Source organism: Providencia vermicola (genome assembly GCF_020381325.1).
GTDB lineage: Bacteria > Pseudomonadota > Gammaproteobacteria > Enterobacterales > Enterobacteriaceae > Providencia > Providencia vermicola.
On record NZ_JAGSPI010000006.1, the window covers coordinates 168,291 to 189,506 of the forward strand.

The window sequence follows — 21,216 nt, forward strand, 5'->3', positions numbered from 1 at the left end:
TAAAGTTGGGAATGATTATCAATTAGGAGCTGTTTCATGTCAGAAAAAAAAACCGGCATTCTGTTAGCGAATTTAGGAACCCCTGATGCCCCAACAACTTCAGCTGTTAGACGTTATTTAGCCGAGTTTCTTAGTGATAAGCGCGTTATTGATGTACCTCGTTTGATTTGGAAACCCATCTTACACGGGGCCATTCTACCGCTGCGCTCATCTAAAGTGGCTAAGCTTTATCAGTCAATTTGGCTTGATGATGGCTCACCTTTATTGGTGTATTCATTGCGCCAAAAACAAAAGCTGGCTGAGTTGATGCCAAATACCCCTGTAGAAATAGGGATGAGCTATGGTTCGCCTTCCATTAAAAGTGCTGTTGATAGTTTAATGGAGCAAGGCGTTAATGATTTAGTCGTTTTACCGTTATATCCACAATATTCCTGTACAACGACAGCGGCGGTGTATGACGCGGTAACAAGGGCTTTTCAAGATAGACGCACTATTCCGTCAGTCCGTTTTATTCGCAGTTATGCAACTCACCCTGCTTATATTCAAGCATTAGTGGCATCAATTGAAGAGAGCTTTGCAGTACATGGTGAACCTGATAGGCTGGTATTGTCGTTCCACGGTATCCCACAGCGTTATTGTGATACAGGGGATATCTACCAACAAGAATGTGAACAAACGGCTCAGGCGCTTCGAGAGGCGCTGAATTACCCAAGTGAAAAAGTGTTGCTCACTTATCAGTCACGTTTTGGTCGTGAACCTTGGTTGATGCCGTACATGGATAAAACCATGCATGAATTACCTTCACAAGGGGTAAACTCTGTTCAGGTCATTTGCCCTGGCTTCTCCGTTGATTGTTTGGAAACATTAGAAGAAATTAGCGAACAAAATAAAGAATTCTTTATCAGTAGTGGGGGCAGTAAATATAATTACATATCGGCGTTAAATGATAATCTAAATAGTATTCGCATGATTAATTTAATTATTCAAGATGAATTAAATCAGTGATCGCTTAAATTGATACTAAAAAGTTCAGTAATCGATATATCAAAATTTCAAATATAGACTATAATAACTTATCTTAAATTAAAAACTATTAAAGAAATGTTATGTCTTTTGGAATTAATATGAGCAATGAGCAGCCACCACGAAAAAGTATTGAGCAGAAGTCAAATTCTGCTCATCAATTTCATATTCAGCAGAATGATGAAATTGATCTCATGGCATTATTGAGTGTTTTATTAAAAAATAAATTATTGATTACCATTTTTACGGCTTTATGTATTGCGTTGAGTGCTGGTATTGTCAAGCTTTTACCTCAAAAGTGGAACAGCACAGCCATTGTCATTCCGCCGACCTCCGAAAGCATGAAAGAAGTTAATGCACTAAAAGCTCAGCTGGATGTACTTGAAATACCTATCGATTTAACCTCGCAACGTATTTTTAATGCCTTTGTTGACCAATATCGTTCTAAAGTTAATCAAAGCGACTATGTTAGAAGTACCCAGTATTATCATAAACTTGCACAAAATGTTGCTCCTAAAGATGATGTGGTGGCACAGGAACGTTTAGTGAATCAAATCATCAATAACGATATTCAAATTCAAGACCAATCTAAAGAGAAAAACAGTACCTCTAACGATATTATCTTAAAATTTACGGCATCACAGCCAACAGAGGCACAAGATTTATTGGATGGCTATATCCGCTATAGCGCATCTAAAGTGAGAAGTCAGATTAAAAATGAAATTGATAATACGATCTCACAGCAACTTATCTTTGCTACCGAATCACTTAAGCGTGAAGTGAGCAAAATTCAAACTGAATATGACGTTAAAGTTGAAAGGTTAAAACGTGCAGTGGATATTGCTAAAGCAGCAGGGATTGAAAAGCCTATAGCCAGTGATTCTCAAGCAATTAATGACGATCCAGACTACCCTATTGCGTTGGGGGCTGAGGCGTTAGAAAAGAAATTACTGATTGAGACACAAAACCGTGATTTAGCCTTGATGAGTGAAAATTTGCAAAATCGCCAGATTTATATCAATGAAATCACTGAATTGAAGAGTAAGGAATTGGCTTTTACGCCAGTTACTTTTATCTTACAACCTGATTTGCCATTGAATAAAGAATCACCTAAATCAGCATTGATTGTGGCGTTAAGCGCCATTTTAGGCTTAATTTTAAGTTGTGCATTTGTATTAAGCCGTGAGCTTTATCGCGATTATAAATTGCAAAATCAGTAAGCTAACCTTACAAAAGACAAACAATGAGGCCAGTACTTTCTTTGAAGGTGCTGGCTTTATTTTATCGTGCTAGAATAGCGCGATGTTCCATTGTTAATCTTCTTACTTATGAAATTCCCCGGTCAACGCAAGTCAAAACATTATTTCCCTGTTAGCCTCAGAGATCCACTTTTACAGCCATTAAAAGAGACATTGGCTGATGATGAAAATTGTAAATCCTATATTGTGGGGATAGATCAAACTCTCGTCGATATTGAAGCGAAAGTAGATGATGATTTTATTCAACGTTATCAGCTCAGTAAAGGGCATTCATTGGTTATTGAAGATGATGCTGCTGAGGCATTGTATAAAGAGTTGACTGACAATGGGTTGATTACGCATGAATTTGCGGGCGGTACCATCGGTAACACGCTGCATAACTACTCAGTGTTAGCAGATGACAGGTCGGTATTATTAGGGACGATGTGTAATAATATCCAAATAGGAAGTTATGCTTATCGCTACCTGTGCCACACCTCAAGCCGTATGGATCTGAACTATCTGCAAGGCGTGGATGGGCCAATTGGACGTTGTTTCACATTAATTACCGAAAATGGTGAGCGGACATTTGCCATTAGCCCTGGGCATATGAATCGCCTGCATCCAATGAGTATTCCTGAAGAGATTATCGCTGGGGCGTCTGCATTAGTTCTAACGGCGTATTTGGTGCGTTGCAAACCAGGCGAAACAATGCCTGATGCCACAATGCAGGCGATAGCCTATGCGAAAAAACACAATGTTCCTGTGGTGCTCACGTTGGGAACTAAATTTGTGATTGCTCAAGATCCGCAATTTTGGCGTGACTTCCTTGCTGAGCATATTTCGGTCGTTGCGATGAATGAAGATGAAGCGCAAGAGCTAACGGGTCTGAGTGACCCATTATTAGCCTCTAATATGGCCCTAGACTGGGTTGATTTGGTGCTCTGCACGGCGGGCCCATCAGGGCTATATATGGCAGGATATACAGAAGAGAGCTACAAACGGACGACTCAGCACCCATTGTTGCCTGGTGCGATTGCAGAATTCAATTTATATGAATTTAGCCGTGCAATGCGCCAGCAAGATTGCAAAGTGCCACTGCGTATATTTTCGCATATTGAACCCTATATGGGGGGGCCTGAGAAAATTATGAATACGAATGGTGCTGGAGATGGGGCTTTATCTGCATTACTGCATGATATTACAGCGAATTCTTACCACCGTTCAAATGTGCCTAATTCCAGTAAGCATGAGCGTCAATATTTAACCTATTCGTCATTGGCTCAGGTTTGTAAATATGCAAATCGAGTGAGTTATCAAGTATTAACACAACATTCACCACGGTTAACACGCGGGCTTCCTGAAAAAGAAGACAGTTTAGAAGAGTCTTATTGGGAGCGATAAATATTAATCATTGGGTTATAATTTGTTCAATTTGAATATGTTTAATATATTTAATATAAAAAAGCATTAATATCAATAAGGATATTAACGTGTTTTTATATACCCCATTATAGGTATTTAATTAATACGTTAATGAAAGAGTAAATTTTAATTTATAAGTTAGTTAATAGTTAATAGTTAATACTGGCAATGAAGAACTGAGATAAATATACCGATGTTAACCGTTAAAATTTGGCATAAGTAATGTCATTGGTGATGACGAATAATAAAAAACTGCATTCAATAATATTGAATTTCAATATTTCGAATGCAGTTATTATACTGTTTAATATTAATTATATTTAACTTTGTTTGGCAACTGCTAACTCAGCATCACCTTTAACGGCATCCACTGCTTTTTGGTCTTCCTCTTCATAACGTAATGCTTGGGGAACAGAGATTTTAATGGCGATAAATACCGCTAAGAAGCCTCCAACCAGTTTTCCTAATAAAATTGGCAGAACGAGAGTTGGCTGGAAGTTAGCAGTGAAGGCTAAGTGATCGCCGATAGTCGCTTGTGCACAGACACCGAATGCAACACACAGAACTTTATCTCTTGCACGCATATCTTTGAATAAATGATAAGTCGCAATAATGTTTGCCATCACCATGATAAAACCTAATGACCCAGTATCACTCAGTTTTAAACGGTTGCTTAATGCACGGACTAACGGTTTGCAATAACGTTGGAATAGGTAACAAATTGGGAATGTCCCTGCCAACATGATGCCAATATAACCTGCTATTTCAATGGCACGGAACAACTCATTTTGGTCTGCAAAGAGCGGGTCGAAGCCCCATGCACCGAAAACTTTGGTAAATACGCCAGTAAAGTGCTCGACAATCGAGAAAGCCAGAACCAGTTTGACAAAGGCATCCATAATCTTACCGAAGATTAAGAAGCCTGTAACCATCAGCATTGGGCGATATTTCAAGCCCGCGGCCAATAAGAAACAGAAAACAAACAGTGGCATCAAATATTGCAGCATGGTCATAAAATCGAGGGTGAGTTGATGTGCTGCGGGGGAATTGGTTGAAATAATATCGCGAACGGGAATATTATTGAACGTGATTAATAGCAGTGAAGCCAGTACACCAAATGGAATGGAGATTAACCCTGCCATTGCGCCGAGTGCGAGGTATTTGTGATCTTTGCGATTTAACATGGTTAAGCCAACAGGGATCAGATACACAATCGTCGCGCCTGAGGTATAGCCGATTAACATCGCAGTGATCCACATATCACGGTTCGTGGTTAACGCATCTGCAAGCTGGTAGCCCCCCATATCAACAGCAATGATCGACAATGCTGCGATTGAGACATCGGAGCCCACAGAAGAGAATATAGGCCCTAAAACATAAGAAATTAACTGAGAAAGCAATGGTACGGCAGCCATGATCCCTGCTTGAGCTAGAAATACAGGGCCAATGGAGAAAATCCCGTTAACAAACTCTTTGCCCAGATCACTGGTCGGTTTGACGATAGAGGCAACAGCACCAATAATGGCACCGCACATGATTAAGTAAATAATGTAATTTCCGAATTCAGCCATGGTAGGGTTTCCTTTTATTATTTTAGTGTCTTAATTGGCGGGAACGGGCAATGATGTCGCGGTACTGTTCCATTACACCTTGCATGTTAGTGCCATCGGGGTGTGTTATGGTTGCATTGCGCCTAACTGCCATATCGTGAGTCAGCCCTAGCCCTTTGCGTGCTAATAAGGCAGCGCCAAGTGCAGTCACTTCACGGTTTGCTGGTGCTTCAATATTTTTTTGTAATAAATTGGCTAAAAATTGCTTAAAGTACTGATTTGAAGAAAGCCCTCCATCGACAGAGATTGATTGTCCCAGTGGTGAAATTTTTTCCATTGCAAAAATGACTTCGGCAGAGCGAGCGGCAATCCCCTCCAACACCGATTGCATCATGTCTTTTTTGTCGGTATCTAATGAAAGGCCTGCCCATAATCCAGCTGCGCTGCGATCCCAATATGGGCAGCCTAAGCCAGATAATGCAGGCACAAACGCTAAACCGCGTTTAATGGCGGGTTCTGCTCTGAAATCACTGAGTTCATCGAATTGATCAAATAGCCCAATTTTTCTTGCCCAGTTAATGGCGGATGCTGCGTTATACACACCACCATCTAAGCCAAAAACGGGGGCTTCATTAGGGAATTTCCAACACAGAGTGGGTAACAAGCCACTTTCATGAGTTTGTGGGATCTCAGACCCCGTGAGTGCTTGCAAAAAGGCACCTGTACCAAAGGTGATTTTGGCATCGCCTTTTTCGCGGCAACCGTGACCGAAAGTGCCAGCAAATTGGTCAACAATCACTGCTGTAACAGGGGTTAAGTGGCCGTCAAGGTTGATAGCGCCAAAATCGCCAATATTGTCTTTAATCGGAGGAAGACAATGAATGGGCACGCCAAATATGTCACACAGTTCTTTATCCCACTCTAATGTGTGGATATTGAGCAAAGAGGTGCGAGAGGCTGAATTATAGTCAGTTGCAAACACGCCACATAAGCGGTCTAGAAAAAAGGCATCCATGGTGCCAATACGTAATTTGTTTTTATCTGCTAATGTTTTCGCACCCACCACATTTTCCATGATCCAACCCATTTTGCTGGCGGAGAAATAAGGGTCGAGTGGTAAGCCTGATTTGGATTGAACCACGGGTTCGAATCCTGCTTCTTTGAGATGAGAAATCGTTTTTTCAGTCCGTAAATCTTGCCAAACGATCGCATTGTAAAGTGGGCGTTTGCTGTCAGCATCCCAAGCGACAATGCTTTCACCTTGATGGCATAAACCAATGGCATCGACGACTTCACAGCTATTCAGGCACTTAATGATATTGGCTAGTATTTCCTCTGGGTCGTGTTCAACCCAACCACTATTCAACGTGATTTGTTTATGAGGAATACTCATCGGGGAGTAAGAGTGCCCGCCTTCTTCGAAGACCACGACTCGGGTTCCCGTTGTTCCCTGATCGATTGCGGCATAACGTTGATTGAGCATCACAGTATTCCCAGTGTTATAAATGTTGTAAATAGGTCTGTTTTTTTGCCTACTATCGTTTAATCGGAAGGAAAGTCCACAAAAAACTCACAATAAGTTTCACTGATGTGACAAAACTCACAATAAAGTAACAATGTGAGTAGTTTTTGGTTTGATGTTGTACTTTGTGTTGTTTTAATTGTTGTGGTTGTGGGAATTATGTGGTTTTATGTGTGCAAGTTTTAAGTAAAGGATCTCAGCCATGGATATTAATAATAAAAAAATTTGGGATGTCATTGTCATAGGCGGTGGTGTCATTGGCTGTGCAGTGACACGTAAATTCACACTGATGGGGGCAAATACTTTGCTGCTAGAACGAGGTGGTGACATCTTGTCAGGGGCGAGTAAGGCCAACAGCGCACTATTACATACAGGTTTTGACGCCACACCAGGGAGTCTAGAACTGGAATGTATGCAAGATGGGTATCGCGAATTCCTTGAAATCAGAGAAAAAATGAATTTGCCGATCCTCGAAACGGGGGCATTGGTTGTTGCGTGGAATGAAGAACAACTGAGTAAGCTGCCGGGTATTGTTGAACAAGCACACACTAATAATGTATTGGATGTGGCAATTATTGATAAAGACGAATTATACCGCCGTGAACCTCACTTGGCAGATGGTGCTTTAGCGGCAGTTTCGGTTCCAGGCGAAGCTGTGATTGACCCGTGGAGCACGCCGTTATCTTATTTAACCCAAGCAGTAAAACATGGTGCGCAATACCATTTTCACTGCGAAGTTAAAGGTGGTGAGCTGAATGAAGGATTGTGGCACTTAACCACAACAAAAGGTGAGTTTTCTGCCCGATTAGTGATTAACTGTGCAGGGATTAATGGGGATATTGTCGAGTCGATTTGCCATCCATCACCATTTCAAATAAAACCGCGTAAAGGGCAGTTTCTGGTGTATGACAAAGCTGCTGCTGCGGATATCAATGCGATTATTTTACCTGTACCAACCGCCATCACGAAGGGCGTTTTATTATCAAAAACTATTTTTGGTAATTTATTATTAGGGCCAACCGCAGAAGAACAAGATGACCGATGGAAAGCGGAAGTCAAACAAGAGGTGATGGAAGATTTAATTGCTCAAGGTTCTCGCATGTTACCGTCTTTGCATAATTACAGCGTGACCGCGACCTATGCAGGCTTACGCCCTGCAACAGAAGAAAAGCATTATCGCATTAACGATTACCCTGAAAAACAATGGATTTGTGCAGGGGGGATACGTTCTACAGGTTTAACATCAGCACTGGGTGTCGCAAATCACTTGGGTAAGCTATACCAAGAAAACTTCACGCCATTATTTGAATTATTGCCGCCAGAAGAACTTATTTGGCCGAACATGCCCTCTATTTCTGAATATCATCAACGTGATTACCAATGTAAAAGCAACGGTGGCATTGTGTGCCATTGTGAATTGGTAACACAACGGGAAATCGAAGCGACATTTGATTCTGATATTCCGCCTGAATGTTTGGGAGCTTTGCGTCGTAGAACACGGGTTATGATGGGGCGTTGTAATGGCTTTTATTGCAGTAGCCAGGTAGCGGAAATTATTAATGGTCGTTTTGACCATACACTGGCAGTGGAGGCGGTAAAATGAGTTTACATTATGATGTGATTATCATTGGCTCAGGGCCAACAGGCATCGCTGCGGCTCACTCTCTACGTCGTCGCGGCATTAAAAATATCGCTATTCTTGAACGTGAAGCTCATGCAGGTGGCGTTCCCCGCCATTGTCAGCATCCCACATTTGGTTTGTTGGTATTTAAACGGCCGATGAAAGGCAATCAATTTGCAGCAAAAATTGTTGAAGGCTTGGGTGATACGCCGATTTTTACACGTAGTACTGTCACGCAGCTTCATCCGAATGGGAAACTGACTGTGTCTACTGCGGATGGATTGGTTGAGATGCACGCTAAGCGTATCTTGATAGCGACAGGGGTTCGTGAAACGCCACGCCATCCACGTTTGGTTTCAGGTCTTCGCCCACAAGGTGTATTAACCGCAGGTGCATTGCAGCAGTTTGTTTACCTCAACGGTAAGAAGCCGTGCCGTAACCCAGTCATTGTGGGGAGCGAGTTAGTCAGTTTTTCCGCTCTGTGGACATTGAAGAATGCAGGCGTAAAAGCGCAGGCTATGGTTGAAAGTGGGGAGCGTATTCTGGCATTTAAACCCGCGACCTTATTTGCTAAAGCGATGGGAACCCCCGTTTATTTAAATAGTAAAATCACTGAAATTGGTGGCCTTGACCGTGTTGAATATGTGATGGTGGAAACCAACGGTAAAAGCCACAAAATTGAGTGTGATTCGGTCATCTTTACGGGGCAATTTGTTGGTGAAAATACGTTAATTCGCAAAAGCCACCTTGAATTTGATGCGAGCACTGGGAAGCCTGTAACAGACCAATTTAGTCGCTGCTCGGATGGGGCATATTATGCGGCGGGGAATATGTTGCACCCTGCGGATATGGGGGATCAGTGCTACCAAGAAGGTTTATTGACAGGGGAGAATATTGCGAATGATTTATTAGCCAATCACCATCAGCCGCAAATTCAGCCTGTACAGCGTATCCCTGTGAGCAGAGATTCAAATGTCAGCTTTAGTGTTCCTGCTTGTATTAATATGGACGTGCTATCCCAAGGAAGTATCGACTTCAATATTAAAGTCAAACAGGCATTGCAAGGCACAATCAAAGTTATGGCGGGGAATACGGTTTTGTATGAGAAAAAGCACCGTTGTTTACCAACAAGACGCATTTTATTGAAAAATATCGATTTAACAAAAATACAACCAGACGCTACTGAAATTTGCATCACTGTTGTATAGTGCAGGAAATGTTAAATGGTCAAGAAGGATTAAACTATGTGTGAAGGGCGCTCTTCAAAAGTACGGCATCAAACCATTATTGAGTTATTGTCGACTCAAGGTCAGGTGTACGTGCAGGAGCTCGCAAAGCATTTTAATGTCGCGCAGGAAACAATCCGTCGAGATCTCAGTAAGCTGGAATCACAAAAGTTATTAAAGAAAGTCCATGGCGGTGCGGTGAATATTCAGTCAAAATTTGAACGAAATTTTACTGAACGTGCCCAAGCTGCTGTGGATGAGAAAAAAGCGATTGCCATCAAGGCAGCTGAGTTGATTAAACCTGGCGATACCTTATTTATTGATTTTGGTACGACGACGTTTGAATTTAGTCAGCGTATTAAATTGATTGATAATTTAACGGTAATCACTAACTCGCCATTATTAGCGACCACACTGCAAGAAAACCCATCCATTGAAACCATTTTAATTGGAGGGCAGTTTAATGCGGCGCAAAATGCCTGTTTAGGCGCAATAGCGTTAAAGAATATTGCCGAGTTTTTTGCGGATTATGCAGTGATTGGTGCAGGGGCTATTCATGCATTACACGGCGTGATGGATCAGCATGTGGATGAGGCAGCAATAGCCCAAAAAATGATGGAAAACAGTGACAAACTGATTGTACTGGCGGATGGTACTAAGGCCAATAAGCACGCCATTAACTTTGTCACTAATTGGGATAATATTGATTATCTGGTGACAACCAGTAAAGAATTTAAATTACCCGAAAATAAAAAGCGACCAAAAACCAAAATCATTGTTGCTGATATTGAATAAGTTTTTAACGTAGCACCTATTTAAACCTATCCCTTGGAAAATAATCACTTATTTTTCACGGGATAACTGTATCTAAAATTTGAACACACTAACATCAGGAATTATTATGAGCCTTTATTTTATCGCTTGCCCTTATTCTGATCCCGATAGCAATATTGTAGAAATGCGTTTTGCTGAATGTACTAAATTCGCGGCAGAACTTGCACTAAAAGGAATTGCGACCTATAGCCAAATCACCATGACGCACCCAATTAATCAATATTTGGCTGCTGAAGGAAAAAAAGTAGCATGGTCATCCATTGATATGGAATTCTTAAAACGTTGTGATGGGCTAATTGTACTGACGCTACCAGGTTGGGAAAAGAGTGGTGGAGTAGCAGCTGAAATTCAGTTTTTTAAAGATAAAGGGCTGCCAGTTTGGACCGGTGATGAATTTATCGCTCACTCGTCATAATCCACGCTGATGTGTTGTTGACTGCGTGCGCTCACTATAGCCACATACTTGCCGCCTAGCCTCAACGGGAATTATTTAGAGTGAACGATGAGGGATGGAAGGCAAAAGATAAAAAAGGAAGCCATGGCTTCCTTTTGTATTTATGGATAGGGGGAGTTAATGGCTAGGTTTTAGATATTCATCTAAGTTTTTACCTTCAACCTTTTTATTGTCGTTATCAATAAAATCATCGATAGAACAACCGAACTCTTCCACATCATTACACATGAGTGTTGCCATCGATTTGGCAATTTCATGTTCACCAATAATGATGTGATCGGCGCCGCGCTCTTTAATAAAGCTGACTTCATCATCATAGTGAGCACGAACAATAACAGTCACGTCAGGGTTCATCTCTTTCGCGGTTGCGACGATTTCACCTGCTTCATAACCATTTGGAATGGTTAATAATAACGTTTTAGCACATTCAATGCGGGCAAGGCTGATAGTTTCTTTATTCGCCCCATTACCAAGAATAGCGCTGAAGCCATTTTCCGCGAGTTCTTCAAAGCGCGCTCGCGTGTCTTCCACCACGACGACAGGGATTTCTCGTCGACGCAGTTTGTCCGCTAACATGCCACCCACACGGCCGTAGCCGACGATAATGGCGTGGCCGCAGATATCGACAGGCACTTGTGTCTCTTCTTCTAGCGTTTCTTCCAAAAGCTGCTCTTCAATCGTTTCGGTTCTTTCAAGGTATTTATCTAGCAAACTAAATAATACTGGGTTAAGCATAATCGAGACAATGGCACCCGCTAACACCAAATTCTGTGCGTCTTTATCCATCACGCCAAGGGTGAGACCCATGCCTGCTAAGATAAACGCAAATTCACCAATTTGTGCAAGGCTGACGGAGATGGTTAATGCAGTTCGCCGTGAGTGCCCAAACATTCTGACAAGCACCAGTGCTGCAGCGGACTTACCAATAATAATGATAGCCAGAACAGCCAAGATACCGAGAGGTTGCTGGATCAGAACCATCGGGTCGAAAAGCATACCAACGGAAACGAAGAACAGAACCGCAAATGCATCACGCAGTGGTAAGGTGTCTTGTGCTGCACGGTGGCTCAGTTCAGACTCGTTCAGAACCATACCTGCGAAGAACGCCCCAAGTGCAAAGGAAGCATCAAAGATAGCAACCGCAGCATAAGCGATACCTAACGCAAGGGCGAGAACGGCTAAGGTGAACAGCTCACGAGAACCTGTTGAGGCGGTACGAGATAAAATCCATGGAATGACTTTACGACCGACAACAATCATAATGAATATGAATAAAACAACTTTACCAATTGTCCAGGCAAGGCCTAATGCGAGCTCACTAAAGCTTGCATCATCTGTATTCATGATAGCGGCTGCGGCAGGAAGCAGTACCAGGGTAAGAACCATGGCTAAATCTTCCACAATTAGCCAGCCAATGGCAATCTGCCCGCGTTGGCTTTCAATGAGCTGTCGTTCTTCTAATGCACGTAATAACACCACGGTACTGGCGGTTGAAAGACATAAACCAAAGACAATACCAGTAAAAATGCCCCAGCCAAATAACATCGACAGGCCGAGACCTAATAGGGTCGCTACTGCAATTTGTGCAATTGCACCAGGGATAGCAATGGCTTTAACGGCCAGTAGGTCTTTGAGTGAAAAGTGTAAACCCACGCCAAACATCAGCAAGATAACGCCGATTTCAGCTAATTCAGGTGCAAGCGCTGCATCTGCCACAAACCCTGGGGTAAATGGGCCTGCAAGGACACCTGCTGCAAGGTAGCCCACAAGTGGGGAGATTTTTAATCGCTGTGCGATCATACCTAACAAATATGCAAGGGCGAGACCACCAACAATGGTTGTGATTAAGGGCGTTGAATGCTCCATTTAGTCTCCTCTGGTTAGTATGAAAATATAAGGTGGGTACATGCCGTTGACTTTTAAAATGAGGCCTTCATTTTAAAATGCCAATTTGCATGTTTTTCTATTTTAACTTTTTTTGAGAAATATTTCCTTAAAAAAATGAAATGTTTTTAAAAAAAAGACAGACTAAAGGTGCTAAATCGTTACAAACTTTAGGATTAGGAGATTTTTAGCTGAAATTTTTAGTAAATATGGTGGGAAAGACCCACACTTATTTTTAAGTAAGTGTGGGTAAAATAAGAAAATAAATCTATTTGTGACCGATATTTGGTAACAATACTGTAAAAATCCCAAGTAATGGCAAGAAAGCACAGTAATGATAAACTTGCTCAATGCTGGTTTGGTCAGCAATATGGCCTAAAACTGCAGCCCCAACACCGCCCATTCCGAATGCAAGACCGAAGAACAACCCTGATACCATGCCGGTTTTACCGGGGATCAGCTCCTGTGCGTACACCAAAATAGCTGAGAACGCAGAAGCTAAAATCATCCCAATGATTACAGTTAACACGCCTGTCCAGTACAGCGAAGCATACGGTAAAATGAGGGTAAAGGGGGCGACACCGAGGATTGAGAACCAAATAACATACTTACGCCCTATTTTATCCCCAATAGGGCCGCCAATCATTGTCCCAGCGGCAACAGCGAATAAGAAAACAAATAGGTGAATCTGGGCATTTTGCACAGAAACACCAAACTTATCTATCAGATAAAAGGTGTAATAGCTGCTAATGCTAGCCAAATAGAAGTATTTAGAAAAAATCAAAACCAGTAAGACCGCCAGTGAACCAATAACTGCTTTACGTGGTAGCACTTTAATATCACCAGTGATAATTGGTTTTTTACTTGCAGCGCGGTGTTGCTGCTTATACCAATTACTGACTTGCAATAAAATCACAATCGCTAACAATGCTGCAAGGGAGAACCAGCCTAAGTTGCCTTTTCCATAAGGTTCAATAATTAATGCAGCAAGCAACGGCCCTAGCGACGCCCCTAAGTTACCGCCCACTTGGAAAAATGACTGAGCAAGGCCGTGACGACCACCTGAAGCCATTCGGGCTACACGAGATGATTCTGGGTGGAAGACTGAAGAACCCGTTCCGACTAAAGCGGCCGCAAATAAAATCATTGGGAAGGTTTCTGCCATCGCCAATAAAATTAACCCAGTCAATGTAAAGCTCATGCCAATTGGTAATGAGTATGGCTGAGGGTGTTTATCCGTGTAGTAGCCAATAACCGGCTGAAGTAGGGATGCGGTAATCTGATACGTTAGGGTGATCATCCCAATTTGCGCGAAGCTCAGCGAGAAATCAGATTGTAATAAAGGATAAATCGCAAGGATTAGCGATTGGATCATGTCGTTTAATAAATGGGAGACACTGATCGCGGTCAGAATACTGAAAACGGTTTTCCCTGTTTTATTCACAGGCTTTGATGGATTTGCGTTATTAGGGGTTGTGGTTTGCTCACTCATAATTATCAACTTTCTGTGTTACATAATTGTTATCAATATAACTGAAATACAATTTATTGAAATGAATAAATAAGACGCATGAAAAAATAACATCAGTGAATTATTTGACCATGATCTCATTTTTATGAAACGAATTTCTTATTCTGCAAGAGGTATCAAATCTTGCTCATATTTTTATGCTATAAATCTGCGGGCAGTGACAAACTATAATCTAATATTAACGAATAAAAATTCCTATACCAGCAGGGAGAAGTGTATGAAGTTTGCATTTAAAGCATCCGCATGTGCATTAACAGTATCGTTGGCGTTAATACCCGCGACGATGGCAAACGCGTGGGAAAAAGACAAAACCTACAATATCACTATTTTGCACACAAATGACCACCATGGTCATTTTTGGCATAACGACCACGGCGAATACGGTTTAGCAGCACAAAAAACCGTCGTTGATGAAATTCGCAATGAAGTGGCGAAGCAAGGTGGCAGTGTGTTGCTACTCTCTGGTGGTGATATCAATACCGGGGTTCCAGAATCTGATTTACAAGACGCGGAGCCTGATTTCAAGGGGATGAATTTAGTCGGGTACGATGCAATGGCATTGGGTAACCATGAATTCGATAACCCGCTTGAAACGCTACGCCAGCAAGAAAAATGGGCAACCTTCCCATTCTTATCCGCGAATATTTACCAAACCAGCACAGGTAAACGTTTATTTAAACCTTATCAAGTATTTGATAAGCAAGGTGTAAAAATTGCAGTGATGGGGCTGACCACAGATGATACTGTACGTATCGGTAATCCAGCGAATTTCCCTGATGTCGAATTCCGCGTACCTGCGGATGAAGCGAAGAAAGTGGTTGAAGAACTGCGCCAGACTGAAAAACCTGACATTATCATCGCCGCAACCCACATGGGGCACTATGATGACGGCAAACATGGTTCAAATGCACCAGGTGACGTCGAAATGGCACGCAGTTTACCTGCGGGTTACTTAGATATGATAGTGGGTGGTCACTCACAAGACCCTGTTTGTATGTCCCAAGAAAACAAAGACTACAAACAAGCGGACTATGTACCAGGGACTCCTTGTGCGCCAGATAATCAAAATGGTACATGGATTGTTCAAGCTCATGAGTGGGGTAAATATGTAGGGCGTGCTGATTTTGAATTCAAAAATGGCAAATTTACCTTAAAACACTATCAGTTAATTCCAATTAACTTGAAGAAAAAAGTGACCAAAGAAGATGGCACCAGTGAGCGTGTTTATTACACACAAGAAATCGCCCACAACCCAGATATGATGAAATTACTGACGCCATACCAAGAGAAAGGTGATAAGCAATTAAGCGTCAAAGTGGGCTCTGTTGAAGGCAAGTTGGAAGGCGATCGTAGCAAAGTGCGCTTTGTACAAACCAATATGGGGCACCTTCTGTTAGCGGCTCAAAAAGAGCGCGCAGGTGCTGATTTTGCCATCATGAGTGGGGGTGGTGTCCGTGATTCTATCGAAAGCGGAGATATCACGTATAAAGATGTGCTGAAAGTTCAACCTTTTGCGAATGAATTAGTGTACGTTGATTTTAAAGGGGATGAAGTCATTCCTTACCTGACAGCGGTCGCGAATATGAAACCCGATGCAGGGGCATATGGTCAATTCTATAATGTGAACTTGACGTTGAATAAAGATGGTACGATTAGCGATGTGAAAATCGATGGTAAACCTGTTGATACATCAAAAACTTATCGTATGGCAACATTGAATTTTAATGCGATTGGTGGTGATGGTTATCCGAAAATTGATAATCACCCTAACTATGTGAATACAGGTTTTGTGGATGCGGAAGTGCTCAAAGGTTATATTGAGAAACATTCTCCACTAAAAGCTGCAGATTACGAACCAAAAGGTGAGATTATTTATAACAATAAATAATTCATTTTATAAAATGAAAAGCCTCATATCGATGAGGCTTTTTTTATCAATACGCGCATTTACTTGCGAATTTCAGCAAAAGTAGCATTAAGTACGTTACCTAAATCAGCTGGCGCTAATTCAATATCCAACCCGCGTTTTCCCCCTGAAATAAACATTGTTGCATATTGCTGGGCTTGGTCATCGATTACCGTGGGTAAGCGCTTCTTTTGGCCCAATGGGCTGATGCCACCTAATAAATAGCCAGTGGTTTTTTGCGCGATTTGGGGATCGGCCATTTCCACTTTTTTCACTTTGAACACTTTTGCGACCAGTTTTAAGTCAAGCTGCCCTGAGACAGGTGTGACGGCAACCGCTAATGTTTTTTGGTCGCCGTTTAATGCCACTAATAACGTTTTAAACACTTGTTTGGCATCTAAGCCTAATTTACGTACTGCCTCATCACCAAAGTTGCTTTCATTTGGGTCATGGTCATAAGGGTGCAATGTGAAATTAATTTTTTGTTTTTCAAGTAATTTAACAGCAGGGGTCATTTTTTTACCTTTTATTTATCTCTGACACAATGGCGCAGATACTCAACAAGACTGCCTTCTCCAAATAGGTGTAATGCACCAACAGCAACCACATAATTGCCATCTGGAAGCGCCTTAAGTTGTTCACTCCAATCAGCATTACGTTTATCCATTAGTACTTGATAGACATCTTTGCTGAAGGTATTTGGTAAAGTCATGTGGTTATTGGGTTGATAATCAAGCCACCAACCAATCATGGTTTGCAGTGAACGTGCATTTGCGCGCCAATGGACTAATGAGTCTTGTAAGAGCGCTAACCCATTATTAGGCAAGGAAAGCAGCAATTCAACTTGGGATGCTGTGCCTTCAAGTTCAATGATCGGTTTAAGTTGAGTCTGAGCGTTGCGAATAAGCTGATAATCTATGCCATAGTGGCCGCGCAAGCCAAGCCCTTGTGCTTGAGTGGCCTGTAGGATTAAGGCGATTTGCCATGAAGGAAGGCTATCAAACTTTTCGGGTGACTGGTGAATTTCTTGGCAACATTGCAAAAATAAGGCGTATTGTTCTTCGTTCAAACGTTGCTGAACAGGGTGCTGTTCAGCAATTTCATGAGGGAAAGGGGACTGAGCTTGGGTTATATCCGCTTCAACAATTAATGCATCCGCTTGATTCAGTTTATCGAGCAATATGGCAGATAACGGAAACATATTTTCCGTTCCCATATGAATACTGCCTACAATGTGCAATTTAAGGCCTTTTGATAAGCGAACATCGATCGCAGGATAGGGATATACCAGCGCCGTTTCCATATGGAGCCAATTTTTAAAGCTTTCAAACAGTTTTCCCATCATTTTTACCCTGCATTCTTCTTGGGTTAATAGGGTAAACAATCTCTCGCGAATTTGCGAATGTTGTGCGTCAATTACGCATTTTTCGCCTGCCCTGATAAAAATGGACAATGACAATTTAGGCTTACTTCAATTATGGTTTCACGATGTGAAGCAATACGTTAACAAGGTGGTGTTATCATTTTGTTAGCCTTAATTGGAGATAACATGATAACGCCTCAAATTTCAAATATTCATGCGGGCACACCAACAATAACGGTATTCGATAACCGTCACTTTACGGTTCGTACACTTCAATACTATCGACAGCCCAATATCCAACAGGATGTACAGGAGCGTCTTGAATTTCAATATTTTAATCTGTATGGGTTTTTACAGAAAAATGCAGATGCGCGTCTTTCTGACTATGAGCAATATAATTTTTATTATCACACGGACTTAATCGGCTTTCCCTTATTGAGCAATGGTGTTGATAACGGAAAGATATATCAACTGAATGATATTGAACAGCGGATTATGGTCAGCATTGATGCGAATAAAACGTTCAAATGGCGTTACTATGAAGCCAATGACTCATTAGGACGTCTAGAAAGTGTCAGTGAGAAAATAGAGGGGGGGAGCTGGCGAGTTAGCGAGCGTTTTCAATATGCAGGTAATTCGCATACCGAACAACTGGCAAATTTAGCGGGGCAATGTATTAGTCACTTTGATACCGCAGGGGTATTGCAAACACAGGCGGTATCACTGCAAGGGGAACCGACTTTATTGACTCGGCAGTTTATTCAACAAATTGATAATGCAGAGTTTAATGTTGATTGGCAAGGAGATAGTGATTTAGCGGCATTATCACCTGAAAAATTTTCCCATCAAATAGCTTTCGATGCTACTGGTGTCTGCCTCTCTACGATTGATACAAAAGGCCATAAACAACACCGAGAATATGATGTTGCAGGGCAATTAATTAAAGCGGAATTAACGATAAAAGATAGCCACACACAACCAACAACGCAATGTATTGAATATTCAGCCGTTGGCAAGAAAATACGCGAGGAGCTCGGTAATGGTGTGGTGACTGAGTATGTTTACGAGGCGCAGACGCAGCGTTTAATTCTTATTCAGACCTATAGGCCAGTAAATCACGCATTGGGTTATAAATTATTTCAGAGTTTACATTACGACTATGACCCTGTCGGCAATGTGATCGCAATTTATAATAGTGCAGAAAAAAAGGTTTTTTGGCGGAATCAAAAAGTTGAAGCCAAGCATCAATATCAATATGACACGCTTTATCAATTAGTCCATGCAACAGGGCGAGAAATAGCGGGTATTAGCCAGCAAAGCCACTACCTTCCTCACCATTCATCAATTGATAATTCGGTATATACACGGTATTTCCGTGCCTATTCTTATGATAAAGGTGGGAATTTAATTCAAATTCACCACCGAGCCCCTGCGATGCAGCAAGCTTATACAATCAAAATGACAACGAGCAGCCGAAGTAACCATGCAGTATTTGCAGATTTAGCCGAGCTTCCTCATCAAGTGGAACCATTATTCATGCCAAGTGGACAGCAAAAACAGCTTTTACAAGGACAAAATTTAACGTGGACATCAAGGCAAGAACTGCAAAGTGTTAATGGTGCTGGCGGGAGTGAGTTTTACCGCTATGATGGGGACAGCCAGCGGGTATTCAAAATAACACAATATAATCAAAAACAAAGCAAGGCTGTTTATTTACCGAACCTAGAGATTAGGCAAATTGAACATAATGAAAGATACCATGTGATCTGTATCGGGGAAGACGGAGAGGCACAAGCCCAAGTATTGCATTGGGAAATTGGGCTACCAGATAAAATGGTCAATAATACCGTGCGTTATAGCATTAATGGGCTTGCCAATAACAGCGGTTTAGAACTTGATATGGATGGAAATTTGATTAGCCAAGAAGAGTTTTATCCCTTTGGTGGAACGGCTGTTTGGGCGGTATGCAGCGCATTGGAAGTAAATTACAAAACACGACGTTATTCAGGGCAAGAGCGCGACATTACAGGGCTTTATTATTATGGTCGCCGTTATTATCAACCTTGGGTGGGGCGTTGGTTAAGCGCAGATCCAGCGGGAACCATTGATGGTTTAAATCTGTATCGGATGGTACGTAACAACCCATTGACCTATCGGGATGAACATGGGTTAGCACCTCGGCTTTTTGATACACAGGATGATATGTTTGCTGATTTCCAGCAAACAGTATCAAAGCTGCTTAATGCATCCTCTAAAATTGAAAGAATTGCGAAAAATCCATCATTAATTCGTAACCGAGTCATTAGCATGGCGCAATTATTTTACAAAGATAAAACATCTAAATTTACATATGCTATTAATTTATATGGAAAATTAGAAATGGAATCACAAAGTGAGGAGTTTAAAACGTGGGCGACAAATAAATTAAATTATCAAGATACCACTTCTTTGCCCTCTTCCGATTGGGAAACGGCTAATCACGCTGAGCAGGCATTAATCAGAACATTAACAGCGAATAATCGTTTTGATCTAAAAAGTTTAATCATATCTCAAAAGGCCAAAATGTGTTCGAGTTGTGAAAATGCCATGTATACTTTTCGTCAATCAACGCCTAAAAGTCGCTTCACAACGATGATTCTTCGAGATGGTGATTTACCTCTTGCTGCTATACAACATGGGCAGTCACGAACTCGCTATAAAAACTCTTCATACTCTGCTGGCGTGGCGGTAGGGAAAACGAGTTTTACATTATACGACTATAAAGGTATAGAGTTTCAGGTTGGAATGGGGAGTTTCTGGGGAGGAATGGATAAAACACTCTATACAATGTATGCCAATGAGTTTGAACGTGTGTTTGGGAATCTCCCTATCGGAAAGGGAGTCAAAAAGTCATTTCCCCCTAATCCCCCCAAAAGATCAGGGGGTCGTGGTCATCAGCTTGATAAAAATCAACCCAGTACCAGTCGTCGTTATCGATGAAGTGATTGCCCCCAAATAGGGGGCAAATTGAATTAACTGTTTTTAGTCATGTTTTTAAACACACTTAGCAATGCAAATAAGCTGAATGAGCTAAACACCATTTCGATACCAATTAACGTGGTTAGCAGAGTAATCGACGTTAATGGCCCATTGCCAACAAGTAAAAAGGCAATGAAAAAATCCAATAAACCGATAAGAATTTGCAGCCAACCGCTTGGGGATTTAATTTGCTGAAACCCCACATATAAGCGAATGATACCGCCGACAATAAATAATGCGGCGACTAAAATCGCGAGGGCGATTAAGCTTTGTAGTGGGTCTTTAATAAAGGAATAGCCGACAATAATATAGATTAGCCCTATCACAAAGCCAAATAAGCGCGACCACCCGGTATAAATTACCGTACTCAGTACGCTAACAATGGTACCGACACCACCAATAATCAGTAAAACGCCTAATACCGTACTGACCGCAATGCCTGAAATCATTGGGTTAACAAGACAGAAAATGCCACCAGCCAACAGTAAAAAAGACAAAATTAATAAAAAATTTCGCTGCTTTTTAAATTCTTCACCTGCAAGTTTAGAGAGTTTTTCACGATCAATATTAAGCATTTTGCGCTCCAAATATTAAATAGCTAATTATTTAATAGTATAGACC

The 21,216-nt window shown here is 41.6% G+C and carries 16 protein-coding genes; 9 read left to right on the forward strand and 7 right to left on the reverse strand.

Features of this window, described 5'->3' with window-relative positions:
• Positions 1-36: 36 nt before the first annotated feature.
• The 3 genes from hemH to KDJ85_RS10480 all read left to right on the forward strand — a co-directional run bounded on the left by hemH (position 37) and on the right by KDJ85_RS10480 (position 3,665).
• The gene (gene hemH, locus KDJ85_RS10470) at positions 37-1,005 is read left to right on the forward strand and encodes a ferrochelatase (protein WP_225819623.1); all 969 of its coding nucleotides are present in this window, start codon (positions 37-39) and stop codon (positions 1,003-1,005) included.
• A gap of 119 nt (positions 1,006-1,124) precedes the next feature.
• Positions 1,125-2,243 carry an LPS O-antigen length regulator Wzz(fepE) gene (gene wzz(fepE) / locus KDJ85_RS10475; RefSeq protein WP_225819624.1) on the forward strand — a complete coding sequence of 373 codons (1,119 nt, stop codon included), beginning with the start codon at positions 1,125-1,127 and terminating at the stop codon, positions 2,241-2,243.
• 108 nt (positions 2,244-2,351) lie between these two features.
• Positions 2,352-3,665, forward strand: coding sequence for an inosine/guanosine kinase (locus KDJ85_RS10480; protein WP_225819625.1), 1,314 nt, complete (start codon positions 2,352-2,354; stop codon positions 3,663-3,665).
• Between the two features lie 341 nt (positions 3,666-4,006).
• Here KDJ85_RS10480 and eutH read toward each other — a convergent pair whose 3' ends face one another.
• Both eutH and KDJ85_RS10490 read right to left on the reverse strand, forming a co-directional pair.
• Positions 4,007-5,257: an ethanolamine utilization protein EutH gene (gene eutH / locus KDJ85_RS10485; RefSeq protein WP_206082924.1), complete on the reverse strand. Its 1,251-nt coding sequence runs from the start codon at positions 5,255-5,257 to the stop codon at positions 4,007-4,009.
• A gap of 22 nt (positions 5,258-5,279) precedes the next feature.
• Complete coding sequence (locus KDJ85_RS10490) at positions 5,280-6,719, reverse strand: FGGY family carbohydrate kinase (RefSeq protein WP_225819626.1); 1,440 nt, start codon at positions 6,717-6,719, stop codon at positions 5,280-5,282.
• A 241-nt stretch (positions 6,720-6,960) separates the two neighbouring features.
• On the opposite strand from KDJ85_RS10490, the gene KDJ85_RS10495 reads away from it, so the two are divergent.
• The 4 genes from KDJ85_RS10495 to KDJ85_RS10510 all read left to right on the forward strand — a co-directional run bounded on the left by KDJ85_RS10495 (position 6,961) and on the right by KDJ85_RS10510 (position 10,854).
• The gene (locus KDJ85_RS10495) at positions 6,961-8,361 is read left to right on the forward strand and encodes an NAD(P)/FAD-dependent oxidoreductase (RefSeq protein WP_225819627.1); all 1,401 of its coding nucleotides are present in this window, start codon (positions 6,961-6,963) and stop codon (positions 8,359-8,361) included.
• Positions 8,358-9,587, forward strand: coding sequence for an NAD(P)/FAD-dependent oxidoreductase (locus KDJ85_RS10500; RefSeq protein ID WP_225819628.1), 1,230 nt, complete (start codon positions 8,358-8,360; stop codon positions 9,585-9,587). The genes KDJ85_RS10495 and KDJ85_RS10500 overlap by 4 nt, the downstream gene beginning before the upstream one ends.
• A gap of 36 nt (positions 9,588-9,623) precedes the next feature.
• Positions 9,624-10,400, forward strand: coding sequence for a DeoR/GlpR family DNA-binding transcription regulator (locus KDJ85_RS10505; RefSeq protein WP_206082920.1), 777 nt, complete (start codon positions 9,624-9,626; stop codon positions 10,398-10,400).
• A 106-nt stretch (positions 10,401-10,506) separates the two neighbouring features.
• Positions 10,507-10,854: a DUF1937 family protein gene (locus tag KDJ85_RS10510; protein ID WP_225819629.1), complete on the forward strand. Its 348-nt coding sequence runs from the start codon at positions 10,507-10,509 to the stop codon at positions 10,852-10,854.
• 156 nt (positions 10,855-11,010) lie between these two features.
• On the opposite strand, the gene ybaL is transcribed toward KDJ85_RS10510, so the two are convergent.
• Both ybaL and KDJ85_RS10520 read right to left on the reverse strand, forming a co-directional pair.
• On the reverse strand, positions 11,011-12,759 hold the full coding sequence (gene ybaL, locus KDJ85_RS10515) for a YbaL family putative K(+) efflux transporter (RefSeq protein WP_225819630.1): 1,749 nt from the start codon (positions 12,757-12,759) through the stop codon (positions 11,011-11,013).
• 286 nt (positions 12,760-13,045) lie between these two features.
• On the reverse strand, positions 13,046-14,269 hold the full coding sequence (locus KDJ85_RS10520) for an MFS transporter (protein ID WP_225819631.1): 1,224 nt from the start codon (positions 14,267-14,269) through the stop codon (positions 13,046-13,048).
• A gap of 256 nt (positions 14,270-14,525) precedes the next feature.
• On the opposite strand from KDJ85_RS10520, the gene ushA reads away from it, so the two are divergent.
• Positions 14,526-16,196, forward strand: a complete 1,671-nt coding sequence (gene ushA / locus KDJ85_RS10525) for a bifunctional UDP-sugar hydrolase/5'-nucleotidase UshA (protein WP_225819632.1) — start codon at positions 14,526-14,528, stop codon at positions 16,194-16,196.
• Between the two features lie 59 nt (positions 16,197-16,255).
• Here the strand turns inward: ushA and ybaK are convergent, their stop codons facing one another.
• Positions 16,256-16,729 (reverse strand): Cys-tRNA(Pro)/Cys-tRNA(Cys) deacylase YbaK, encoded by a 474-nt coding sequence (gene ybaK, locus KDJ85_RS10530; RefSeq protein ID WP_206082916.1) that lies wholly within the window; start codon positions 16,727-16,729, stop codon positions 16,256-16,258.
• 11 nt (positions 16,730-16,740) lie between these two features.
• Positions 16,741-17,556, reverse strand: a complete 816-nt coding sequence (locus KDJ85_RS10535) for a TraB/GumN family protein (RefSeq protein ID WP_225819748.1) — start codon at positions 17,554-17,556, stop codon at positions 16,741-16,743.
• 207 nt (positions 17,557-17,763) lie between these two features.
• Between KDJ85_RS10535 and KDJ85_RS10540 the strand changes: the two genes are divergently transcribed.
• Positions 17,764-20,556 carry an RHS repeat-associated core domain-containing protein gene (locus KDJ85_RS10540; RefSeq protein WP_225819633.1) on the forward strand — a complete coding sequence of 931 codons (2,793 nt, stop codon included), beginning with the start codon at positions 17,764-17,766 and terminating at the stop codon, positions 20,554-20,556.
• 32 nt (positions 20,557-20,588) lie between these two features.
• Here the strand turns inward: KDJ85_RS10540 and KDJ85_RS10545 are convergent, their stop codons facing one another.
• On the reverse strand, positions 20,589-21,170 hold the full coding sequence (locus tag KDJ85_RS10545; protein WP_225819634.1) for an HdeD family acid-resistance protein: 582 nt from the start codon (positions 21,168-21,170) through the stop codon (positions 20,589-20,591).
• Positions 21,171-21,216: the final 46 nt, after the last annotated feature.